Genomic DNA, 16,058 nt, shown 5'->3' on the forward strand with positions numbered 1-16,058 from the left:
CAGTTAATATCCTCTGCTTTTAATACTATATTCCCTGTTTTAGAGTTAACACTTTCTACTGGAACTTTTATATTTTCAATTTTATTAGTTAATGAATTTAAATAATTATCTATGCTTTTATTAATTTCTTTTTGATTTCCACCAGAAATTTTAATAAAGGCTGTATTAGAATTTTTTATATCTGAATCCCATTGTAATACACTTAATTCTGCTGTTACATTAGCAGCATTTCCTATAGCTGCACCAATTTCATATTGCCAACTAAATGGGCCTTGTGTAGCTGGTGGATAATAATCTCCATAAGTACCACAACTTGCATAACCATATAATATTTCTCCTTCGTCTGGATCAGTTGCGAAAAGTCCTATTTCACATATATACATAGCTTCAGTTATATCTTTATTAGTCACATTTCCAACTATAATTGCACTTTTAAGTTTTGGCTTTGCTGTTATAGATGTTATAGGTACATCTAGTTTAGGATCTATAAGTTGTGTTAATGTTGCTGGGTTTTGTGTACCAATTTGCCCTCCACCGACTTTCATTTTAGTAAAGTGTATTTCTTGTCCAGCTTGTGCCTTTGCATATAAAGCCATTCCCTTATACGTAATGGCCATATTTTTAAACAATGCCATTGTTATAGTCTCCTTCCATTTTTATAGTAGATTTATTTCTTTCTTGAACAATCATCCATTGATATTGTTCAAATTTTATAGTTTCTTTTGGATCATAACTCATATTAATTACTTCTTGCTTCGCTGTTGCAACTAACATTCCTGAATATGATGTAAAATCTATTATGGATTTTCCTATATAATTAACTCGTACTCCTTCAGGCTTTGGAACTATATAGCCATGCTGAATTAAATCAGTTCTGATCTGATTTACATAGCCAGTGATATAAGCATTAAAGCTCATATCTTGATTATCTTGTATTTGCAAACCTATATCTTTAAATATATTGCTCCATATTTCATATATTTGTGGAATTGTTCCATCCCACATATTCATTGCAACCTTAGCTTTTAATACCAATCTATAAGTTTCATCATCTAAAACTGGATTATGATTATTTAATGGTTGAAATGTTAATACTCTTTTTCTTCCTATAACAGTTCCTAAAGTATCTAATTGCTTTCCTATAGCATTATCTATATCAAAATTTATGTCTATAGATTTTATAGACATATAAGCATGGTCTACTATAGTAAGATTTTTACTTAACCAAGATATAAATTTAGGCTTATCTCTATGCTGTGATGTTATATTATCTAAATAATTATTTATGGCCATAACATCATCCTCCTAAATTACATTTGCAATAATGTAATTTATATTTCCTCTACATACTTCATTAAAATTCATTTTTATATCTTCTAGATTTTGTTCTTCTCCATGTCTTGCAGCTGTGATGGATGTTATAGAAAACATTGGATTCATTAAATTTGGCATAGCTTGTAATGCTACTCCCCACAATGCAGAAAGAGATAGGCTGCTACCTATCTCCATAGAATTTAAATATTTTTGTAAATTATTTTTTATATCTTCTGTTGTTTGAGTTGTATATCCATTTAACTGCTTTATATTTATTGTTACATCTATATCTACATATGTTGGCCTAAAGAATCTTATAGGTGTTGTTTGTCCCTTAGAATCTATTATATTTATTGTTACATCTCCATTTGTAAAGCATCCAATTCCTTTATGCTTCCATACTGCATTTGCTATATCCTTATTTTCACCACCTTCTACAACAACGGTTATGCTATGTGGTGGTAATCCTAATTCATCTATATTATTTGTATCATTTTCGTATGTTTTACTTCTTTTAACATTTTTAATTTGTGCTACAGCCCCTGAAGTTCCCTCTAACATTGTTAAACTTGCTTGTGCAGTACTTTGACTTTGCCTTACTCTAAGTTTTGAATCATCCTCTACATATGAACCTAACTCTGCACTAACTTCATTATAGCAACCATTCCAACCATATGTTGGATTATATATTGTTGTTAAATCTCCTGGGTTTGCAACTATAGGACCAGGAATATCACATGTGGCCATAACTTCAATTTGTTCTTTTTCTGGAATTATAAAGCTTACTGGTAGATTCCATTTTATATTTCCTCTATCTAATACTATTCCATTTTTTATTTCTGTATCTTTTAGTCCAGTTATAATTACTGGACACTTACTATACGTATGAGGTTTTCTTTTTATACCATTTATTTTTACTATGCTATCTAAGCCACTTCCTATAGCTACATTAGGACCACGATTATTATAAACTTCCTGCGCTACTTGAAATGCATCATATATTTTTTCACTTACTGTTGCAATCCATTGGTAGTCCTGACTATCTTCTTTAAGATATATATCTTGGCCAAAAATAGATTTTGCATCTTCAATTAACTTTTCTCTTATATCTAAATAAGTTGGCATATGAAAACCTGTTTTATCTATATACGGGCTGAAATAAGTCACTTATAAATTCCTCCTCTCTACAAATTTTCATCTATTTCAATATCACCATATTGAGTTTCAATATTACAGTAAAAACTATACTTTCTATTTTCAAAAGTACTTTCAAAATTTTTTATTGCTAATACTCCTGGTGTTTTTATTATTCGCTCTTTTATTAAACTATCTATTATTATTAAATTATTTAATGCCCCTGATGTACCTAAAATTCTTTGAAATAATGGTAGGCCCTCTTCTGTATTCTCCCACCATTCACCTTTTAACAACTTTAAACGTGTTTCTACTGCTTGTGCCACTGCATATTTACCATATGTTATATTTTGCTGTCCTCTTCCAAAGCTATAATCTCCATTAATATCTAACACTCTATATCTCATTACATCACCTCTTTGATGTTTCTATGATATTAACTTTATTTCCTACAATGTTAATATCATTATCTTTTAGTTCGATATAAGCATCACCTTTTTTATTTCTTATTTGCATAGAATCAACTGAGTAATTTTTTATTTTATTAGGTTGTGACCATATTCCTAGAATTGCAAATGCATCTGATAGATCATGGCGCCTTAATTCCAATTGATTTTGTATTCCTCCATAAGTAAACCATGCATCTATACACATGTCTGAAAATATAACTAAACACTCGTCTCCTGCATTAATAGGTATTGTTATTGAATATCCCCCAGCATGAGGAATTACTATAGGTACATCCAATAAAGGTGAAATTGTTACCCATTCATTAGCTCCAGTTTCTTTTCTTACTAATTCTCTTAAAGATATTTGGACAGTTACAGTCTGTTCTGTTGAATTAAAATTTTGTATTATTCCAGGACAAGCTACTCTTAAAGCACTTTTCCATCCGTCACCCATAGTTCTAAACATCTCATTTTCAGAACCTATTATTTCACTTACATTTATATTTCTCATAGAATCACCTCTAGCTTACTAATTTGAAACTGTTGGGATAACCCCGCCAACTTGAGAAATAGTTTCAAATTTTACATACCAATCATTTCCTCTTGTATCACCGATATATTCAATTTTAATCACTCTATATATTCCATCTTTGTCTAATGCTCTAATTAATGTAGGATTATTGCTCTTTGAATCTTCTTCAGATGGTCTATTATTTGCACTAGGTGGTAACCCTTTGTCTGAATCAGCTAGACACTTTGGTCTACCTATTTTATAACTACCATATAATTTTTGATATAATACCTGGTCTTTTGGTGCAATACCTTCATTGCCTGCTGCTGCATATATATGTCCATTACCAGCATATATAGCTACATGATAACAACTACTTCCTTCTCCCCAAAATACAATATCTCCTGGAATTGCTGCACTTTCTTCAATAAACTTACCATTATTCTGAACTTCAGCATATTGATTATATGTTATATCCACAATATCTAATCCAGCTACTTTATAACATTGCTTTACAAAACTTGAACAATCCCAATATGTTATACCATTTATAGTTTGTCCTCTATAATCCATAGAATATTGGACCTTAGGATCATCACATATTTTCTTAGCTTCAGCAATAATTTTATCTCTAGTAGCATTATTTGTACTAACCCCACCACTTGGAACTGTATTGGAAGTGTTAAAATCTATTCTTTTAGCTCTTACTAAACTATTATCTACATGGATTAAACTGTTCAATTTTATTTGTGGATTCAATAAACATTGCCCTGATATTCCATACTCTGTTTGCTCTGGAGTACCTACAAGTCCGGAATTAGGACTTAACTCAAAAATTTCATCTTTAGGCAAGTCTTTTAAATTAATTAAATTTATACTTCCATTATCCATGTAATAGTGTAGGCTATTACTTTTTGCTATTTGCCTTAAATAGTCTGAGGATTTACCAAAGAATACTTTACCTCTAGTTAATGTTTTATCCTTTAATGCATCTGAAATACTTCCTAAATTAACAGGACTACTCGCTTTATTGGCTATGTGATTTACCATACTTCTTTGTGTTTGACCTCTTACTATAGAAAAATTTGATACATCAAAGTTAATTGCTCTATCTCCATCAAGTGCAATTATAGTAAGCTTAAATGTGTTTGCCTCTTCTTTTTCACGTATACATTGTAAGATGTCTCCATCAAAGATTAATCCAAACTGACTACCCTCATAACCAGCTTCTATAGTTACCCTGACTCCACTCATTATTATTGTATTTTCTGTCTGGACATTTAAGTTGTATACTGCAATTTCTAAAATATTGGGCTCCATTAAAATACTTTTTTTTGCATTAAAAATGCAATGTAACTTAGATATATCAAGTCCATTGCCACTACTATCACTTACTGTTATTCTATATTTTCTACCAAATAAATAGTCACCATACTTTTTACTACCCTTTACAACTTGATAATTAGTTGATTCTATAACTAATCCTTGATCTAAATTTGCACTATCTCCACCAGAACTACCTGTAAACTCTTTAAAGTATTCTTTTGCCTTCTGTTGTCTTCTATCTAGGTGTGCAAGACTTGCATTAGGTCGTTCCCAACAAAAACACATGGCAGATGTTAAATCATCTATACCTCCTTTCCCATCCATAAAATTTGAATGAGATAAGTAACTTCCCATATCTATCCATTGGAATGTTGCTCCTGTATTCCCAACCTTTCCTGATAGTTCTGACCATAGGAAATTTAATTGATGTTTTAAATCTGTACCATATCTTTCGAGTTGAGTTCTTCTTTCAAAACTCCATTGACAAAGACCAAACCCAATTCCATTACCTTCTTCAATTAGATTTAAATCAAATCCACTCTCTGCGTATATGTTACCCATAACAGCAGCAACGGACTTTTCCGGTAAGTTTTTATTTCGTAAGAAGTTCCATACAGTTTTTTCTGTACTCATTCTGTATCACCCCAAACTAAAATAAATTTTTCTCCTAGATTGTATTCATTAGGTCTATCATCACTAATATTTATATCTAGTTTTACTATATATGCAGAACCAATGTTTAAATAGCTATGTTGTTCTAATATGTTTAATCCACAAATCAAAGGAACTGAATGTATCAATTGTTTTTTATTTTCATCTTCTAAATCCATTTCCCAACATTTCTGTTCTGTATTGTATCTTAAAAAGAAAAATAATTTAACTTTCTTTTGATCTATTGGTATAGTTGCAGTAAAAGTTTGATTTGGAGCTGATGTTAAGGGCACTATATACATATAACCACCTCCTAGTTAAACAATCTTGAAAGTAAACTTTTATCAGCTTCTTTCACTCTTTGTTCACCTTCATTTGTAGTTGATGACTTATGTGGTCTTTCTGATATCTTTACTGTTGCTACATTTACTACAAATATTTGCTTTAATGTAATTGTAGCTCTTAAACCATAAGTTGTTTTATTATCATCTGTGGAACTTATGGTTTCTATCATCATGTTTTTATAAGTACCTAATTTGGTAACTATTGTTATTGGTAATCTTTGTGACTGTAATTCTCTTAGTTTTTTGTAAGCACTTACTGAACGTGAACTATTGTCACTATATTGTCCTTGTAGATAACTTTGCATTACATCACTCATGCCTATATCAAAAGTTAGCTTATTAGGTTCTTCATAAGCATGATCGCTTATATCTGCACCTGTTTGTATTGGATGTGAAGTAATATTTATGGATGTGTTATGTTGAGTCGAAAATATTGCATCAAAATATAGTTGTTCTTTACCAGTATCAAAATATGTTTTAACTATTTCACTCATTTTAAAAAACACCTCCTAAATTTCTTTGATGAATTCCTGTAAGATTTCTATTTACTTCATTTGCTGTCACCTTAGGATCTCCACTTCCATATACATTAATTACATTATTATTATCAATTTTATTGTTACTAGTATTTGTTTGATTTGATGTACTTCTATTTGTTACATAACTTTGAGGTGCATTTCCATCCTTACTATTCTTATTAAAATATTCTACTTTCTCTGCTATATTAACTCTTTTATCTTTATCTTTAAAAAATCCAAATGCATTTCCTATCAAAGATTTACCACCTTTTATAAGTTTAAATAAATCCTTAACCAATTTTAATGGAGCCATTAAAACTGAAGCTATTTTTTCTATAATATTTGCAACATTTTTACCCTTTTCTTCAAAGAATCCAAACACACTATCTATTATAGATTTACCACCTTCAAATACTTTAAATAGGAATTTCATGGCTTTAATAGGCCCAGCAAATACTACTGCACCTATTTTTTTTATAAATTCTATTGCACTTAATCCTTTATCTTTAAATTTATTAAAAACATTTCCTATAACAGATTCGCCACCACGTAAAAAAGTAAATAAATCGTCTATTACTGCAATAACTCCTATAATTGCACCAAGTGGTCCAGCTAAAATTGCAGCTGCTATTAACCCTATGATTTTAATTATATTTTTAATTGGTCCTGGTATTTTATCTATTAAATTAATAATAAACTTTATAAATTTAGATATTATGCTAAAAATAGGTGTTACTATTTGCCCTATCATTAAAATCCCTCTAAGTATTATACCTATTGTAGAACCTAGTACCTTCCCAATGTAAGGTACAGCTTTTAGTAATCCATCATTAAATTTATGCAATCCATTTTTTATTTTTAAAAGTGGCCCTGCGCAATACTTTAATATATAACTTCCTATCCATTTAAAAGTTAATCCTAAAATCTGTTTTCCTCTTTTAAATTCTAAGTTAAGGCTTTTAACTACTTCTATATTATCTTTAAATTCTGGTGGTAATCTTAGTTCTTGAGAGTCCTTCATGAGTTGATTAAACTGTTTCATTAGTGTTGGACTTAACCATAAGTCTTGCATTGAAACACCTAGTGTTTTTAAGGCACTATCTACATCCCTAGCAGTTTCTTTTGTGGTCCATAATTGCCTTGCAATTTTCTCATATCCAATATCATCATTTCCAAGTTCATTTAGTGATAAAAACAACTTCTTACTTAAAGTTGTAACTGTAGCTATTGCTCCTGCAATCAACATAAAATTTCCTACACTTTTTAAGGAAAAACCTAGTATAGATTTACCACCTCTAACCGCTAGCTCCTCACTTGAGGTTTCAACACCTTTTAGTTCTCCTTTAGAATGATTCTTTAATTCTGTTAGGTTTTTCTTAGCTGTTAATATATCTTTAAATAATAAACCAAGAAAAGATTTATTATTATCTTTTCTTGGTTCTTTAACTTTTACAGTATCATCAATTTTATTGCTATCTTCTCTTTTTGCTGGAGTTTCTTTTTTATGTTGAGATTTATCCTTACTGTTAATTGTATCTTCTTTTGTATCTTGTGTTTTTCTCTTTTTAGGGCTTTTATTTTTTACCTCTTCATTACTAGATTTTAATTTTTTATATGCTTTTTCAGCGCCTTGTATATCTTTAAGTACAGTATTAAAAGGTTTCTGTAATTCTGGGAATAGTGTACCTAAGCTTGTAGATTTAAACAAAGAAAAAAGGTTTTTTATTGTTTCATTTGTCTCTAGAAAACCTTTATTACTTTCTTTATTAAATTCTTTTATTCTTTCCTCTGTTCCAGTAATAGAATTCTCTGCATCTTTTACAGAGTTATCATCCACCTTAAAACCAAAGCCTATTAAATATTGTTTAATTAAATCTAAGGACACTTATTAAAACACCTCCTTACAGTTCTCTTTCTAGCGCTTCATGTGCTCTTCTTTCATTCTCTGCTGTAACTTCTAATATTTCATGTGCATCTAATAAGTCATCTAATGTGTATGTTCCATCCCACAATTCATATTGTTTCCACATTCCTGATATAACTGGAGCATATAAAAAAGCATCTACATTACTGAATTGAGCGGGGATATAGTCAATCCCTTGACTAGTGAAGTCAAGGGACTTCCGTCGAAAAAACCACTTACATTAAACATTAACGATTGTACAGTTAATTGCATTACCAATCCAGTGTCAAACTCTATATCCATAACCCCAAAATTTCCATACTTATCAAGTACTTGCGCTGGACCTGCAGGTAATATTTCTTCCACTGATTGTAAACAGTTATCTTGTATATATCTAAATTCTTCTTCTGGTAAATTAAAAATAGAAGATATTACATCTGCTAGACTCACATCTTTCAAATCAATATCTTCTAAATTACTTTCATTGTCAATCTTTATATTTTTAAATATTGGTGTTACTATCTTTATAAATTTATATAACATATATGATCCTGTTCTTGCATTCATTTTTTTTAATCTAAATTTACGATTACTTATTTCTATATCTTTATATAAAATAGGCTTTTCCATTTATAAACCCTCCTAGAATTCTAACTTTCTGTTATTTCAGCTACCATAAGATTCCATGTTACATGTTGTCCTTGTGCTTGATATGGTCTATCAGCTAGTTTTTGTGGTGTAACTCCTGTACAAGTTGTTGTATCTCCTAAATTTGATGATTTTATAGTTAATGTCATTTTTGCAAATTCAGATGAATTCGCTATATCTACATAGTTATACCAACGCAATAAATATTTGTGAAGTTCTGATGTTTGTTGCATTGTAATGGATACTGTTCCATTTTTACCAGCAATTTTTGTTATCATTACTACACCATCTGCAGCTACATCTTGTGCTGACTTGTCATTTGCCATAGCAATTGCTATTGTACCAAGTCCAGCTCCAGTAGATGATGCAGCTCCTACACCTGGATGTGCAAAAGAACAAGTTACATCTTCAAAACTATAAGTTTTATATGCCATATATTTTACCTCCTATCTATTCACATAAACTTTTATATTAACAAATTCTATAGCTCCTGATAATTTCACCAGAATATAAATAGGTGGTGCTTTTCTTTCTTCCCTATCTGCTTGTGATTGTTCATCTATCGTATCAGATAGTATTACATAACCTCTTGGAAGTGTATCTCCTGTTTGAACAGTTAAAACACTTGCTGTATTCCAAATTCCAGGTGCAATAAATCCAATACTGCGAGCTTTTTCAAGTGGTGCAGTAATATGATTTAATAGATTATCCATACCTGGATCAGTTTGTGGTATTTTACTAGATGTTTGTAATGCATTAATAACTGCTGCTTGGATATTATTCTTTAAAATATCTAGATTTAGTACTTCATCAAATGGTGTTCCGTCTGCCATAACACCATCTTCAAACAAGTTATACACTGAACCTCTATTAATATATACGTTACAGTTATTATTCTTTAATGCTGTAACTTGTGTTCCTGTTAAATTCTCTGTTTTTACTCCTACTTCTTGTTTGAATTTTAATGTATAAGCAGAACTTGCAGTTTGTGTATTTGCTCCCATTGCATATCCAGCTATTGCTATTATTGCATCATCTACACTCGAATATTGTCCTATAGTTCTATGCATTCCATCCTTTTTTAAGGCTTCAATTACATTTCCTTCTACATTATTTAATACCTCTTCATCATTTGTTGTATAGGCATATATACTAGATGGCGTTGCTGAATCAATATATTTAGCTAGTTCAATTATTTCTGTTTTACTAACTCCACAAACATAACCTATATACCACTCTTGATTTTTTTCTCTACAAGCTGTCATAGCTTCTACTGCACTTTCTCCACCTTCTTTATCCCAAACACCAATAGCAATTTTACTTGGCTTAGGGCTTTGGGAAAAATATAATTGTGCTGCTAAATACTCAGGTTCTTTTCCTTTCCATCCATCTGCACTCATATCACCTATTTTTGAATATGTTTTTACTCTATTTTCTTTTTTTATTATTTTTGATGTTCCTACAATAAGTGCTAAATTAAAACCACTTCTAACCGCACTTACAGGACCAACACTGAGTGATACATCAACTGCATCACTTAAAGGTAATGTCATAGTCACCCCTCCTATTTATTATATTTAATTTCAACACTTGCACTTTGGATATAAGGTACTTTATTTTCCCTTATAACTGCTTCATTAAATGTTGCTGAAAAATCTGTTCTTTCCCACCATTGGCCATTATAATATTCTGGCAATCTAACAGGCATAGGTACATCTGTTACAAGAAATAAATTCTTTTTCTTAAATTCCTTCATATAATCATAATCAAAGATTAAATGCCGAATAATATCGGCATTATCATACGAATTAGGACCATAGAGTGTCCAGTTTATTTTGTGTACACGAGTATAACCTGTTTCTTTTCTAGCATAAGCTTTATCTTCCTTGTGTGGATCATAGCAAATATTCTGCTCTCTTGCCATTGCATCATCTACTGGTGTTATTCTTATAAAAATAATATCTTCATCTTTTTTCCACGATGGAGCACCTCCACTTGGCCATGCTATTCTGACTTTGTTTTGATTTTTCTTTTTAGATAAATCTATATCTAACATTTTACAAGTTGTATCATAAAAAAAATCTTCTATTTCTCTAAGTTTTAATACTTGATCCATTAGCAACTCACCAATCTCATACCTATAGCATAATAATATCCATATTGACTATAATCACTTACCTGGTATATTTTATATCTTTCACCTTGCCACTCTATTTCATCACTAGTACCTTCATTTATTTCTTCATCATTTTCATTGTTTAATGCATGTGTTGTATATATCTTATTTGTACTGTGTATAGATATTTCTCCACCTACACGATCACCTTCAGGAATCATTTCAATTTCTTTGGGTTTGGCTGGTGTTATAACACCATTCATTTCAATTTCTTTTTCATCTTCTTCAAATCTACCTCTTACCCATTCACCTGATTTCCTAAAAACTTTAAATTGCTGTGAAAACCTAGGATCATTAACAATTCTTGATACATTTATCACTAAAAATCACCTTCTTTAATTACATAAGTAATGCTTTTCCTTAAATCACCCTTATCTATTAATGGCTTATCAGAACCTTTTCTTTTTATTGTATCTTCACTATTCTTAGCCCAATTATTAGCTGGATTATCAAACCAATCTCTCGCTATATTTTGGCCTTGAAGTCCAACTTCATTTAAAGCTACATCTATTTCTTTTCCATCTAATGCATCTAAAAGACTTTCTTTCATTAATTCTGCCATTTGTTCCTTACTATTCTCCATTGCAGGTTGTAAAATTGGTCTTGGTGGTATATTCCACAAAGGACTACCATTTTCATGTACATATAATTCATGTGCTCTACTATAAGGTACACCATCTTCCAAATCATGCTGCATAGCCTGTCTCATGGACATGTTTCTTGCACCATTTGTGTGTATATACATTAGTTGTGCATTAGTAACTTTATCATCTGAATGTTGTGTATTGTCAGGAACACCAATACACACATTTTCCTTTGCTAATTCTTCTAGTGATTTTTTTATATCTGCAGTTAAATCCTTAGTTATACTAAGACTTGTAATTCCATTTAACATAAATACATCTCCTAATAGACATACATTCCACCCTTTCCAATTAATCTACCTAGTGATGCTAATTGTTGCCCATATGTTGTTAATTTCCATCCTGCCCAACCATCAATTCCACTTGCTATTGTAGAATAATCTGTGCTTACAGATACATTTCCAACACTAATTGATGTATCTAGTCCTTTAGCTTTTCCAGCTTCTAAAACTCCTGCTGCTCCACTCTCTGGATTTGCTACTCCCTGTAAATATAAAGTACAGAAATGCGCTATAAAAAAGCACATCCCTACTTTCCAGTAACTGTGCCATCTATTTTCTTTTACACTTGCATGTGCCAAGTCTAAATACATATTCATAACTAATTCAGGTACTACATAAATACCATCTTTATTAGGTCCAAATTGAGGATATACATTATAGAAGTCTTCCAATGTAAATGGTGGATTAGTGCCAGTCTTTATATTACTGGCACCACTTATAATTGAATTGTAGCTCACTTAATCACCTCTATTTTTTATCCTTACCTTTTCCTTTTGCTTCAGGTTTATCTTCGTTACTTTCAGTTAAAGTTTTTTCTTGTTCATTATTATTCTTTTTTTCGCCATTTTCAACGGCTTTTAATTGTTTTCTATTTTCTATTACAGATATACTGTCATCTTCTTTTGCTAGCTTAAATAACAATGTACCTTCTATCCAATCAGGCATTTCCTTCATTTCTTGATTTCTTATATTAGCTTCTTCAGTACCATTTATAAATTTAAAACTCTTTTTTGAAAATATTACCATAGTGTCCTCCTTATAATAAAAGGCAATAAAAAAAGTTTTAGTTTAAACCTAAAACATTACTATTGCCTTCTATTTAATTTTTATTTATTTTTTATATTCCATCTACATATAATGCACATTGTGTATACATCCACTTAACTTGTCCTATGTTTGCAACATATGGTGTATAGTAAGCTAAATCTTTTGCTGATGTTTCTGTAAAAACTCTTGTCATTGGAACAAGTATATCTATATGCACTCTATTTTTAGCATTTACATAAGCAACCATTCTGTCAGTTTTACCTGTACCTGAACCTAAACACCACTTACATGGATCTATTACTAAATCAACTCCCTGATTTTTAGCTATATTATTTTCTAATATATAGTTTAATAAAGATATGTTTCCTGCTTCACTTACTTTTCTAGAAACTAAATAAGTATAATTTTGTGGTGTTATCAAAATATGATTAGCCATTCCTGTTAAATCATATTCACTTTGCTCCCAAGTTTTTGTTATTGCTTGATTTATATCATCTAATATTTCATCTGGTGTTTTGTTCTTCCAAGTAGTTTTACCACTTGCTCCAGTAGTAGCAGTAATGGCACTTATTACTGGATTATTAACTAATCCATATACCTCATCTTCTGGAACTCCTTCATATACCATATAATCTAAAGTTTTATTATAATTTAACTTTATACCATTATCTAACATTTCATTTAATGATCTTCCAATTCCTTGTAGCTTTTGCTGATCTATAAACGGTATTTTTAAAACATTACTCCATGCATATACCTTCCATAAATCTTTATTTACACTACCTTGAACTATAGGAATATTGTTTGTTTGTCCTCTCATTAGACCATTTTCATTACCTCCTGTAGTTCTGTAATCTGCAAACATATTGGAAGTAGATTCAGCCCAACCACCACCAGTATTCGCTACTATATCTCTCATCCATGTAACACTTGTTAATGGTTCATTTAGTGTATTGTCTCTTTTTTCTAATTCACCTACTAGAAATGCCATTCCTTCTCCTGCTGCTGCTTCATCCATAGCAACAGCTCCAAATTTAGGACCATACACCTGATTATCAAATGAACTTATTCTACTTGATTTATTATAATTAGATACCATCTATATCACTCCTATTCCTACATTGTCCTACTAAGTATAGTTACTTCTGCAACTCCATTAGAATCTAAATCACCTGTTGTAAATCTAACATTGGAAAGTTCAATTGTATGTGCTCCGTCTGCTTCTGCTTCAAATTCTCCAACTACTCCTTTTGCTTTAGCTTCATTTGGGGATATCCTAATATATACCTTTCCATTTGGTGTTGGATTACCAATATTAACTTTTATACATATACTTCCTCTGTTTAATACATCTGTTCTTTCTTTATCTTCATATTGAGAAGTTCCAGTTAAATAGTTTGTTGACTGCTTAACTTCTCTTACTGCAATTCCAACAAAATCTGTAGCAACGTTAGACTCTGAAAATGCAGAATAACTATTATTACTATTTAATACTACTGGTGCACCAAATTTTATTATTCCCTTTGACCTTCTATTTGTAACTACTGCATCAATGCTTCTTGAAATTGCACCTGGATAACCATAATTTAATTTTTTACCTATAACTGCTCCTGGCATATTACTTTTCCTCCCTTAAATTAGCATTATATTTTCTTGCTATTTTATCACCTAATTCTTCATATTCTTTTGCTTTTTCATCGGCTGTTTTTTGTTTTTTAGATTGTGAATCTTTTGCATGTTGTTTCTGGCTTTTTAATATATCTGCATATCCATTATTGGATTTTTTAACAGTATTCTTCTTAAACTCTGAAATTAATGAGTCACATGCTTTTTTTCTTTCTTTTGGATCTGCTATATTAGCTATAATAGGCTTCATAGTATTTAATGCCCTTATAACTGCTGCACTATCATTTGAAACTATTTCTGTTTCATTATCTTCATTTGGAACCTCATTTCCTTCATCCATTTCTATTGTTTTACTTTCATCATCATTGCAAGAGTCTTTTTTTATTTCATTAATGAATTCATCAATGGCTTCTTCTGGAGCTTTTTCTTTTGGATTTGCTAACTGCATAACTATATCTGTTAATTTTTCCACTTGTTGTGCTAATGATGCTATTTGTGAATTTTCTCCACCTTCATCATTAGATTGTTGAGTTTGAATATTACTTTCTTTCTTTTCTTCTTTAATTTCTTCTCCATCACAACTTTGTCTTTCTTTCATTAATTCATCTATTGTATTTGCTATTTCCTCTGGTTCTGCATCAACTGCATAGCTTTTAAATCCAACTGCTTGTAAAAAGCTGCCTATTGGACTCTTTTTATATGGTATTTTAATTTTGCTCATTTTCTTTTCCCCTTCCATTTCCTTATTTGAATCTTTTATTGATACAAGCCTTCCAGCTCTTCCAGCTTCAACAACAGCTACATGGTTACCACGTATATCTGTTTGATTAAATGTTCCATTGTTATTCTCAACATATATGCAATCATACCCACATGAAACTTCACGTTTGCCATCTAATACTTCATTGATTAATTTTTTATCATAAATTATTAAATCTGCTAATAGTAAATCTTTATTAAAATTTGATTGCCTAACATTTTGAATTGTACCCTTTGAATACCTCTGTGCATTTTCAGGAGTCAATAAATTTGGTGGATGTTCATCCGTTACAAGTTTACCTTCAAAACTTGCTATAGCTTTATCTGAGAACACCTCTTCTGGACTACGATAAACTTTTATTTTTTCATTTAATCTATCTTGTAATCCAATTTCCCTACCTAAGTATTCATATTCTCCAGTTCTTGAAATAGGTACATTATGACAAATCAAAAAACCTTCTGGTGTTTGAGTCATATTAAGACTAAACCTAGATCCATAAAATGCTTTCATATATACTCACCTCCTTTCAATATTGTTTTATACTTAACTAAAGAATCCACCCCAAATTAATATTGCAACTTCTATGCCTGTTGCAACTAAGCTTGTTAAAAAATTATATTTATCTGTTCTTTCTTCACCATGTTTAGCTAATGACATTCCTAAACTAAGACAAAGCAAAACTATTATAATTATTTGTGGTATCCCCATATTCCCATCTCCTTCTTATATTTTTAAAAAATAAAAAAGCCTTATTAACTATACTAAGACTTTTTATGATTAAAACTATTTTATTTTAATTGATATATTACTAATTCCTGTTTTATTTAATTCCTCTTCTAATTTATCTACTGTTATATTATTCATGCCCCAATTTTCACCAACTAAATTAAATCTAATTTTACTATTTTTCTTATTATATAAACTTATAATTTCTTCTGGTGTATCAGCTTCATATATATGCTCTATACTACCAGCCTTTTCAATATATCTCATATTTAAAACCAC

General features: G+C 30.5%; 22 protein-coding genes and 1 pseudogene. All 23 read right to left on the reverse strand.

Translation table 11 applies throughout. From position 1 onward, the window contains the following. A pseudogene (locus BN346_RS00035) lies at positions 1 to 635 on the reverse strand (phage tail protein); the annotation flags it as partial. Next, positions 622 to 1,293 carry a baseplate wedge 1 family protein gene (locus BN346_RS00040; RefSeq protein WP_081770880.1) on the reverse strand — a complete coding sequence of 224 codons (672 nt, stop codon included), beginning with the start codon at positions 1,291 to 1,293 and terminating at the stop codon, positions 622 to 624. The pseudogene BN346_RS00035 and the gene BN346_RS00040, both read right to left, overlap by 14 nt. Positions 1,294 to 1,305: 12 nt before the next feature. Then, positions 1,306 to 2,481: a baseplate J/gp47 family protein gene (locus BN346_RS00045; RefSeq protein ID WP_034437992.1), complete on the reverse strand. Its 1,176-nt coding sequence runs from the start codon at positions 2,479 to 2,481 to the stop codon at positions 1,306 to 1,308. Positions 2,482 to 2,498: 17 nt separating this feature from the next. Next, positions 2,499 to 2,855 carry a contractile injection system sheath initiator gene (locus BN346_RS00050; RefSeq protein ID WP_034437994.1) on the reverse strand — a complete coding sequence of 119 codons (357 nt, stop codon included), beginning with the start codon at positions 2,853 to 2,855 and terminating at the stop codon, positions 2,499 to 2,501. A 4-nt stretch (positions 2,856 to 2,859) separates the two neighbouring features. Beyond that, entirely contained in the window at positions 2,860 to 3,408 is a 549-nt protein-coding gene (locus tag BN346_RS00055; protein WP_034437996.1) for a Gp138 family membrane-puncturing spike protein, read from the reverse strand. Positions 3,409 to 3,426: 18 nt separating this feature from the next. Continuing rightward, on the reverse strand, positions 3,427 to 5,367 hold the full coding sequence (locus BN346_RS00060) for a phage protein (RefSeq protein WP_158644415.1): 1,941 nt from the start codon (positions 5,365 to 5,367) through the stop codon (positions 3,427 to 3,429). Then, positions 5,364 to 5,687, reverse strand: coding sequence for a phage baseplate plug family protein (locus BN346_RS00065; protein ID WP_034437999.1), 324 nt, complete (start codon positions 5,685 to 5,687; stop codon positions 5,364 to 5,366). The genes BN346_RS00060 and BN346_RS00065 overlap by 4 nt, the downstream gene beginning before the upstream one ends. An 11-nt stretch (positions 5,688 to 5,698) precedes the next feature. Next, entirely contained in the window at positions 5,699 to 6,223 is a 525-nt protein-coding gene (locus tag BN346_RS00070) for a phage baseplate protein (protein ID WP_034438001.1), read from the reverse strand. Between the two features lies 1 nt (position 6,224). Next, positions 6,225 to 8,132, reverse strand: a complete 1,908-nt coding sequence (locus BN346_RS00075; RefSeq protein ID WP_034438003.1) for a phage tail family protein — start codon at positions 8,130 to 8,132, stop codon at positions 6,225 to 6,227. 16 nt (positions 8,133 to 8,148) lie between these two features. Further along, complete coding sequence (locus BN346_RS22155) at positions 8,149 to 8,277, reverse strand: DUF6889 family protein (protein ID WP_278245476.1); 129 nt, start codon at positions 8,275 to 8,277, stop codon at positions 8,149 to 8,151. Between the two features lie 32 nt (positions 8,278 to 8,309). Beyond that, positions 8,310 to 8,780: a phage tail assembly chaperone gene (locus BN346_RS00080; RefSeq protein ID WP_034438005.1), complete on the reverse strand. Its 471-nt coding sequence runs from the start codon at positions 8,778 to 8,780 to the stop codon at positions 8,310 to 8,312. A 20-nt stretch (positions 8,781 to 8,800) separates the two neighbouring features. Further along, entirely contained in the window at positions 8,801 to 9,232 is a 432-nt protein-coding gene (locus BN346_RS00085) for a tail tube family protein (protein ID WP_034438007.1), read from the reverse strand. 12 nt (positions 9,233 to 9,244) lie between these two features. Next, positions 9,245 to 10,351: a DUF3383 family protein gene (locus BN346_RS00090; RefSeq protein WP_034438010.1), complete on the reverse strand. Its 1,107-nt coding sequence runs from the start codon at positions 10,349 to 10,351 to the stop codon at positions 9,245 to 9,247. An 11-nt stretch (positions 10,352 to 10,362) separates the two neighbouring features. Next, complete coding sequence (locus tag BN346_RS00095) at positions 10,363 to 10,914, reverse strand: phage neck terminator protein (RefSeq protein ID WP_034438011.1); 552 nt, start codon at positions 10,912 to 10,914, stop codon at positions 10,363 to 10,365. Beyond that, positions 10,914 to 11,294, reverse strand: a complete 381-nt coding sequence (locus BN346_RS00100; protein WP_034438014.1) for a hypothetical protein — start codon at positions 11,292 to 11,294, stop codon at positions 10,914 to 10,916. The genes BN346_RS00095 and BN346_RS00100 overlap by 1 nt, the downstream gene beginning before the upstream one ends. Then, on the reverse strand, positions 11,294 to 11,869 hold the full coding sequence (locus tag BN346_RS00105; protein ID WP_034438016.1) for a phage virion morphogenesis protein: 576 nt from the start codon (positions 11,867 to 11,869) through the stop codon (positions 11,294 to 11,296). The genes BN346_RS00100 and BN346_RS00105 overlap by 1 nt, the downstream gene beginning before the upstream one ends. 11 nt (positions 11,870 to 11,880) lie before the next feature. Beyond that, a complete protein-coding gene (locus tag BN346_RS00110) occupies positions 11,881 to 12,357 on the reverse strand; it encodes a DUF4054 domain-containing protein (protein WP_034438018.1) in 477 nt (158 codons plus the stop codon). A gap of 10 nt (positions 12,358 to 12,367) precedes the next feature. Beyond that, positions 12,368 to 12,646: a hypothetical protein gene (locus BN346_RS00115; RefSeq protein ID WP_034438020.1), complete on the reverse strand. Its 279-nt coding sequence runs from the start codon at positions 12,644 to 12,646 to the stop codon at positions 12,368 to 12,370. Positions 12,647 to 12,737: 91 nt separating this feature from the next. Then, complete coding sequence (locus BN346_RS00120; protein ID WP_051539789.1) at positions 12,738 to 13,766, reverse strand: DUF2184 domain-containing protein; 1,029 nt, start codon at positions 13,764 to 13,766, stop codon at positions 12,738 to 12,740. 17 nt (positions 13,767 to 13,783) lie between these two features. Then, positions 13,784 to 14,284 carry a structural cement protein Gp24 gene (locus BN346_RS00125; protein ID WP_034438022.1) on the reverse strand — a complete coding sequence of 167 codons (501 nt, stop codon included), beginning with the start codon at positions 14,282 to 14,284 and terminating at the stop codon, positions 13,784 to 13,786. Position 14,285: 1 nt separating this feature from the next. Next, positions 14,286 to 15,563 carry a DUF2213 domain-containing protein gene (locus BN346_RS00130; protein ID WP_034438025.1) on the reverse strand — a complete coding sequence of 426 codons (1,278 nt, stop codon included), beginning with the start codon at positions 15,561 to 15,563 and terminating at the stop codon, positions 14,286 to 14,288. A gap of 33 nt (positions 15,564 to 15,596) precedes the next feature. Further along, complete coding sequence (locus BN346_RS21370; protein ID WP_158644416.1) at positions 15,597 to 15,761, reverse strand: hypothetical protein; 165 nt, start codon at positions 15,759 to 15,761, stop codon at positions 15,597 to 15,599. Positions 15,762 to 15,836: 75 nt separating this feature from the next. Next, a complete protein-coding gene (locus BN346_RS00135) occupies positions 15,837 to 16,046 on the reverse strand; it encodes a hypothetical protein (RefSeq protein ID WP_034438028.1) in 210 nt (69 codons plus the stop codon). Between the last annotated feature and the right edge of the window lie 12 nt (positions 16,047 to 16,058).

Source organism: Clostridium ihumii AP5 (genome assembly GCF_000612845.1).
Lineage (GTDB): Bacteria > Bacillota > Clostridia > Clostridiales > Clostridiaceae > Clostridium_J > Clostridium_J ihumii.

Coding starts and splice junctions, on each gene's coding strand:
- BN346_RS00065 (WP_034437999.1), bottom strand. CDS start 5,687: ATGTATATAGTGCCCTTAACATCAGCTCCAAATCAAACTTTTACTGCA.
- BN346_RS00050 (WP_034437994.1), bottom strand. CDS start 2,855: ATGAGATATAGAGTGTTAGATATTAATGGAGATTATAGCTTTGGAAGA.
- BN346_RS00135 (WP_034438028.1), bottom strand. CDS start 16,046: ATGAGATATATTGAAAAGGCTGGTAGTATAGAGCATATATATGAAGCT.
- BN346_RS00055 (WP_034437996.1), bottom strand. CDS start 3,408: ATGAGAAATATAAATGTAAGTGAAATAATAGGTTCTGAAAATGAGATG.
- BN346_RS00040 (WP_081770880.1), bottom strand. CDS start 1,293: ATGGCCATAAATAATTATTTAGATAATATAACATCACAGCATAGAGAT.
- BN346_RS00120 (WP_051539789.1), bottom strand. CDS start 13,766: ATGGTATCTAATTATAATAAATCAAGTAGAATAAGTTCATTTGATAAT.
- BN346_RS00125 (WP_034438022.1), bottom strand. CDS start 14,284: ATGCCAGGAGCAGTTATAGGTAAAAAATTAAATTATGGTTATCCAGGT.
- BN346_RS00130 (WP_034438025.1), bottom strand. CDS start 15,563: ATGAAAGCATTTTATGGATCTAGGTTTAGTCTTAATATGACTCAAACA.
- BN346_RS21370 (WP_158644416.1), bottom strand. CDS start 15,761: ATGGGGATACCACAAATAATTATAATAGTTTTGCTTTGTCTTAGTTTA.
- BN346_RS00060 (WP_158644415.1), bottom strand. CDS start 5,367: ATGAGTACAGAAAAAACTGTATGGAACTTCTTACGAAATAAAAACTTA.
- BN346_RS00080 (WP_034438005.1), bottom strand. CDS start 8,780: ATGGAAAAGCCTATTTTATATAAAGATATAGAAATAAGTAATCGTAAA.
- BN346_RS00095 (WP_034438011.1), bottom strand. CDS start 10,914: ATGGATCAAGTATTAAAACTTAGAGAAATAGAAGATTTTTTTTATGAT.
- BN346_RS22155 (WP_278245476.1), bottom strand. CDS start 8,277: ATGTGGAAACAATATGAATTGTGGGATGGAACATACACATTAGATGAC.
- BN346_RS00070 (WP_034438001.1), bottom strand. CDS start 6,223: ATGAGTGAAATAGTTAAAACATATTTTGATACTGGTAAAGAACAACTA.
- BN346_RS00090 (WP_034438010.1), bottom strand. CDS start 10,351: ATGACATTACCTTTAAGTGATGCAGTTGATGTATCACTCAGTGTTGGT.
- BN346_RS00105 (WP_034438016.1), bottom strand. CDS start 11,869: ATGTTAAATGGAATTACAAGTCTTAGTATAACTAAGGATTTAACTGCA.
- BN346_RS00115 (WP_034438020.1), bottom strand. CDS start 12,646: ATGGTAATATTTTCAAAAAAGAGTTTTAAATTTATAAATGGTACTGAA.
- BN346_RS00085 (WP_034438007.1), bottom strand. CDS start 9,232: ATGGCATATAAAACTTATAGTTTTGAAGATGTAACTTGTTCTTTTGCA.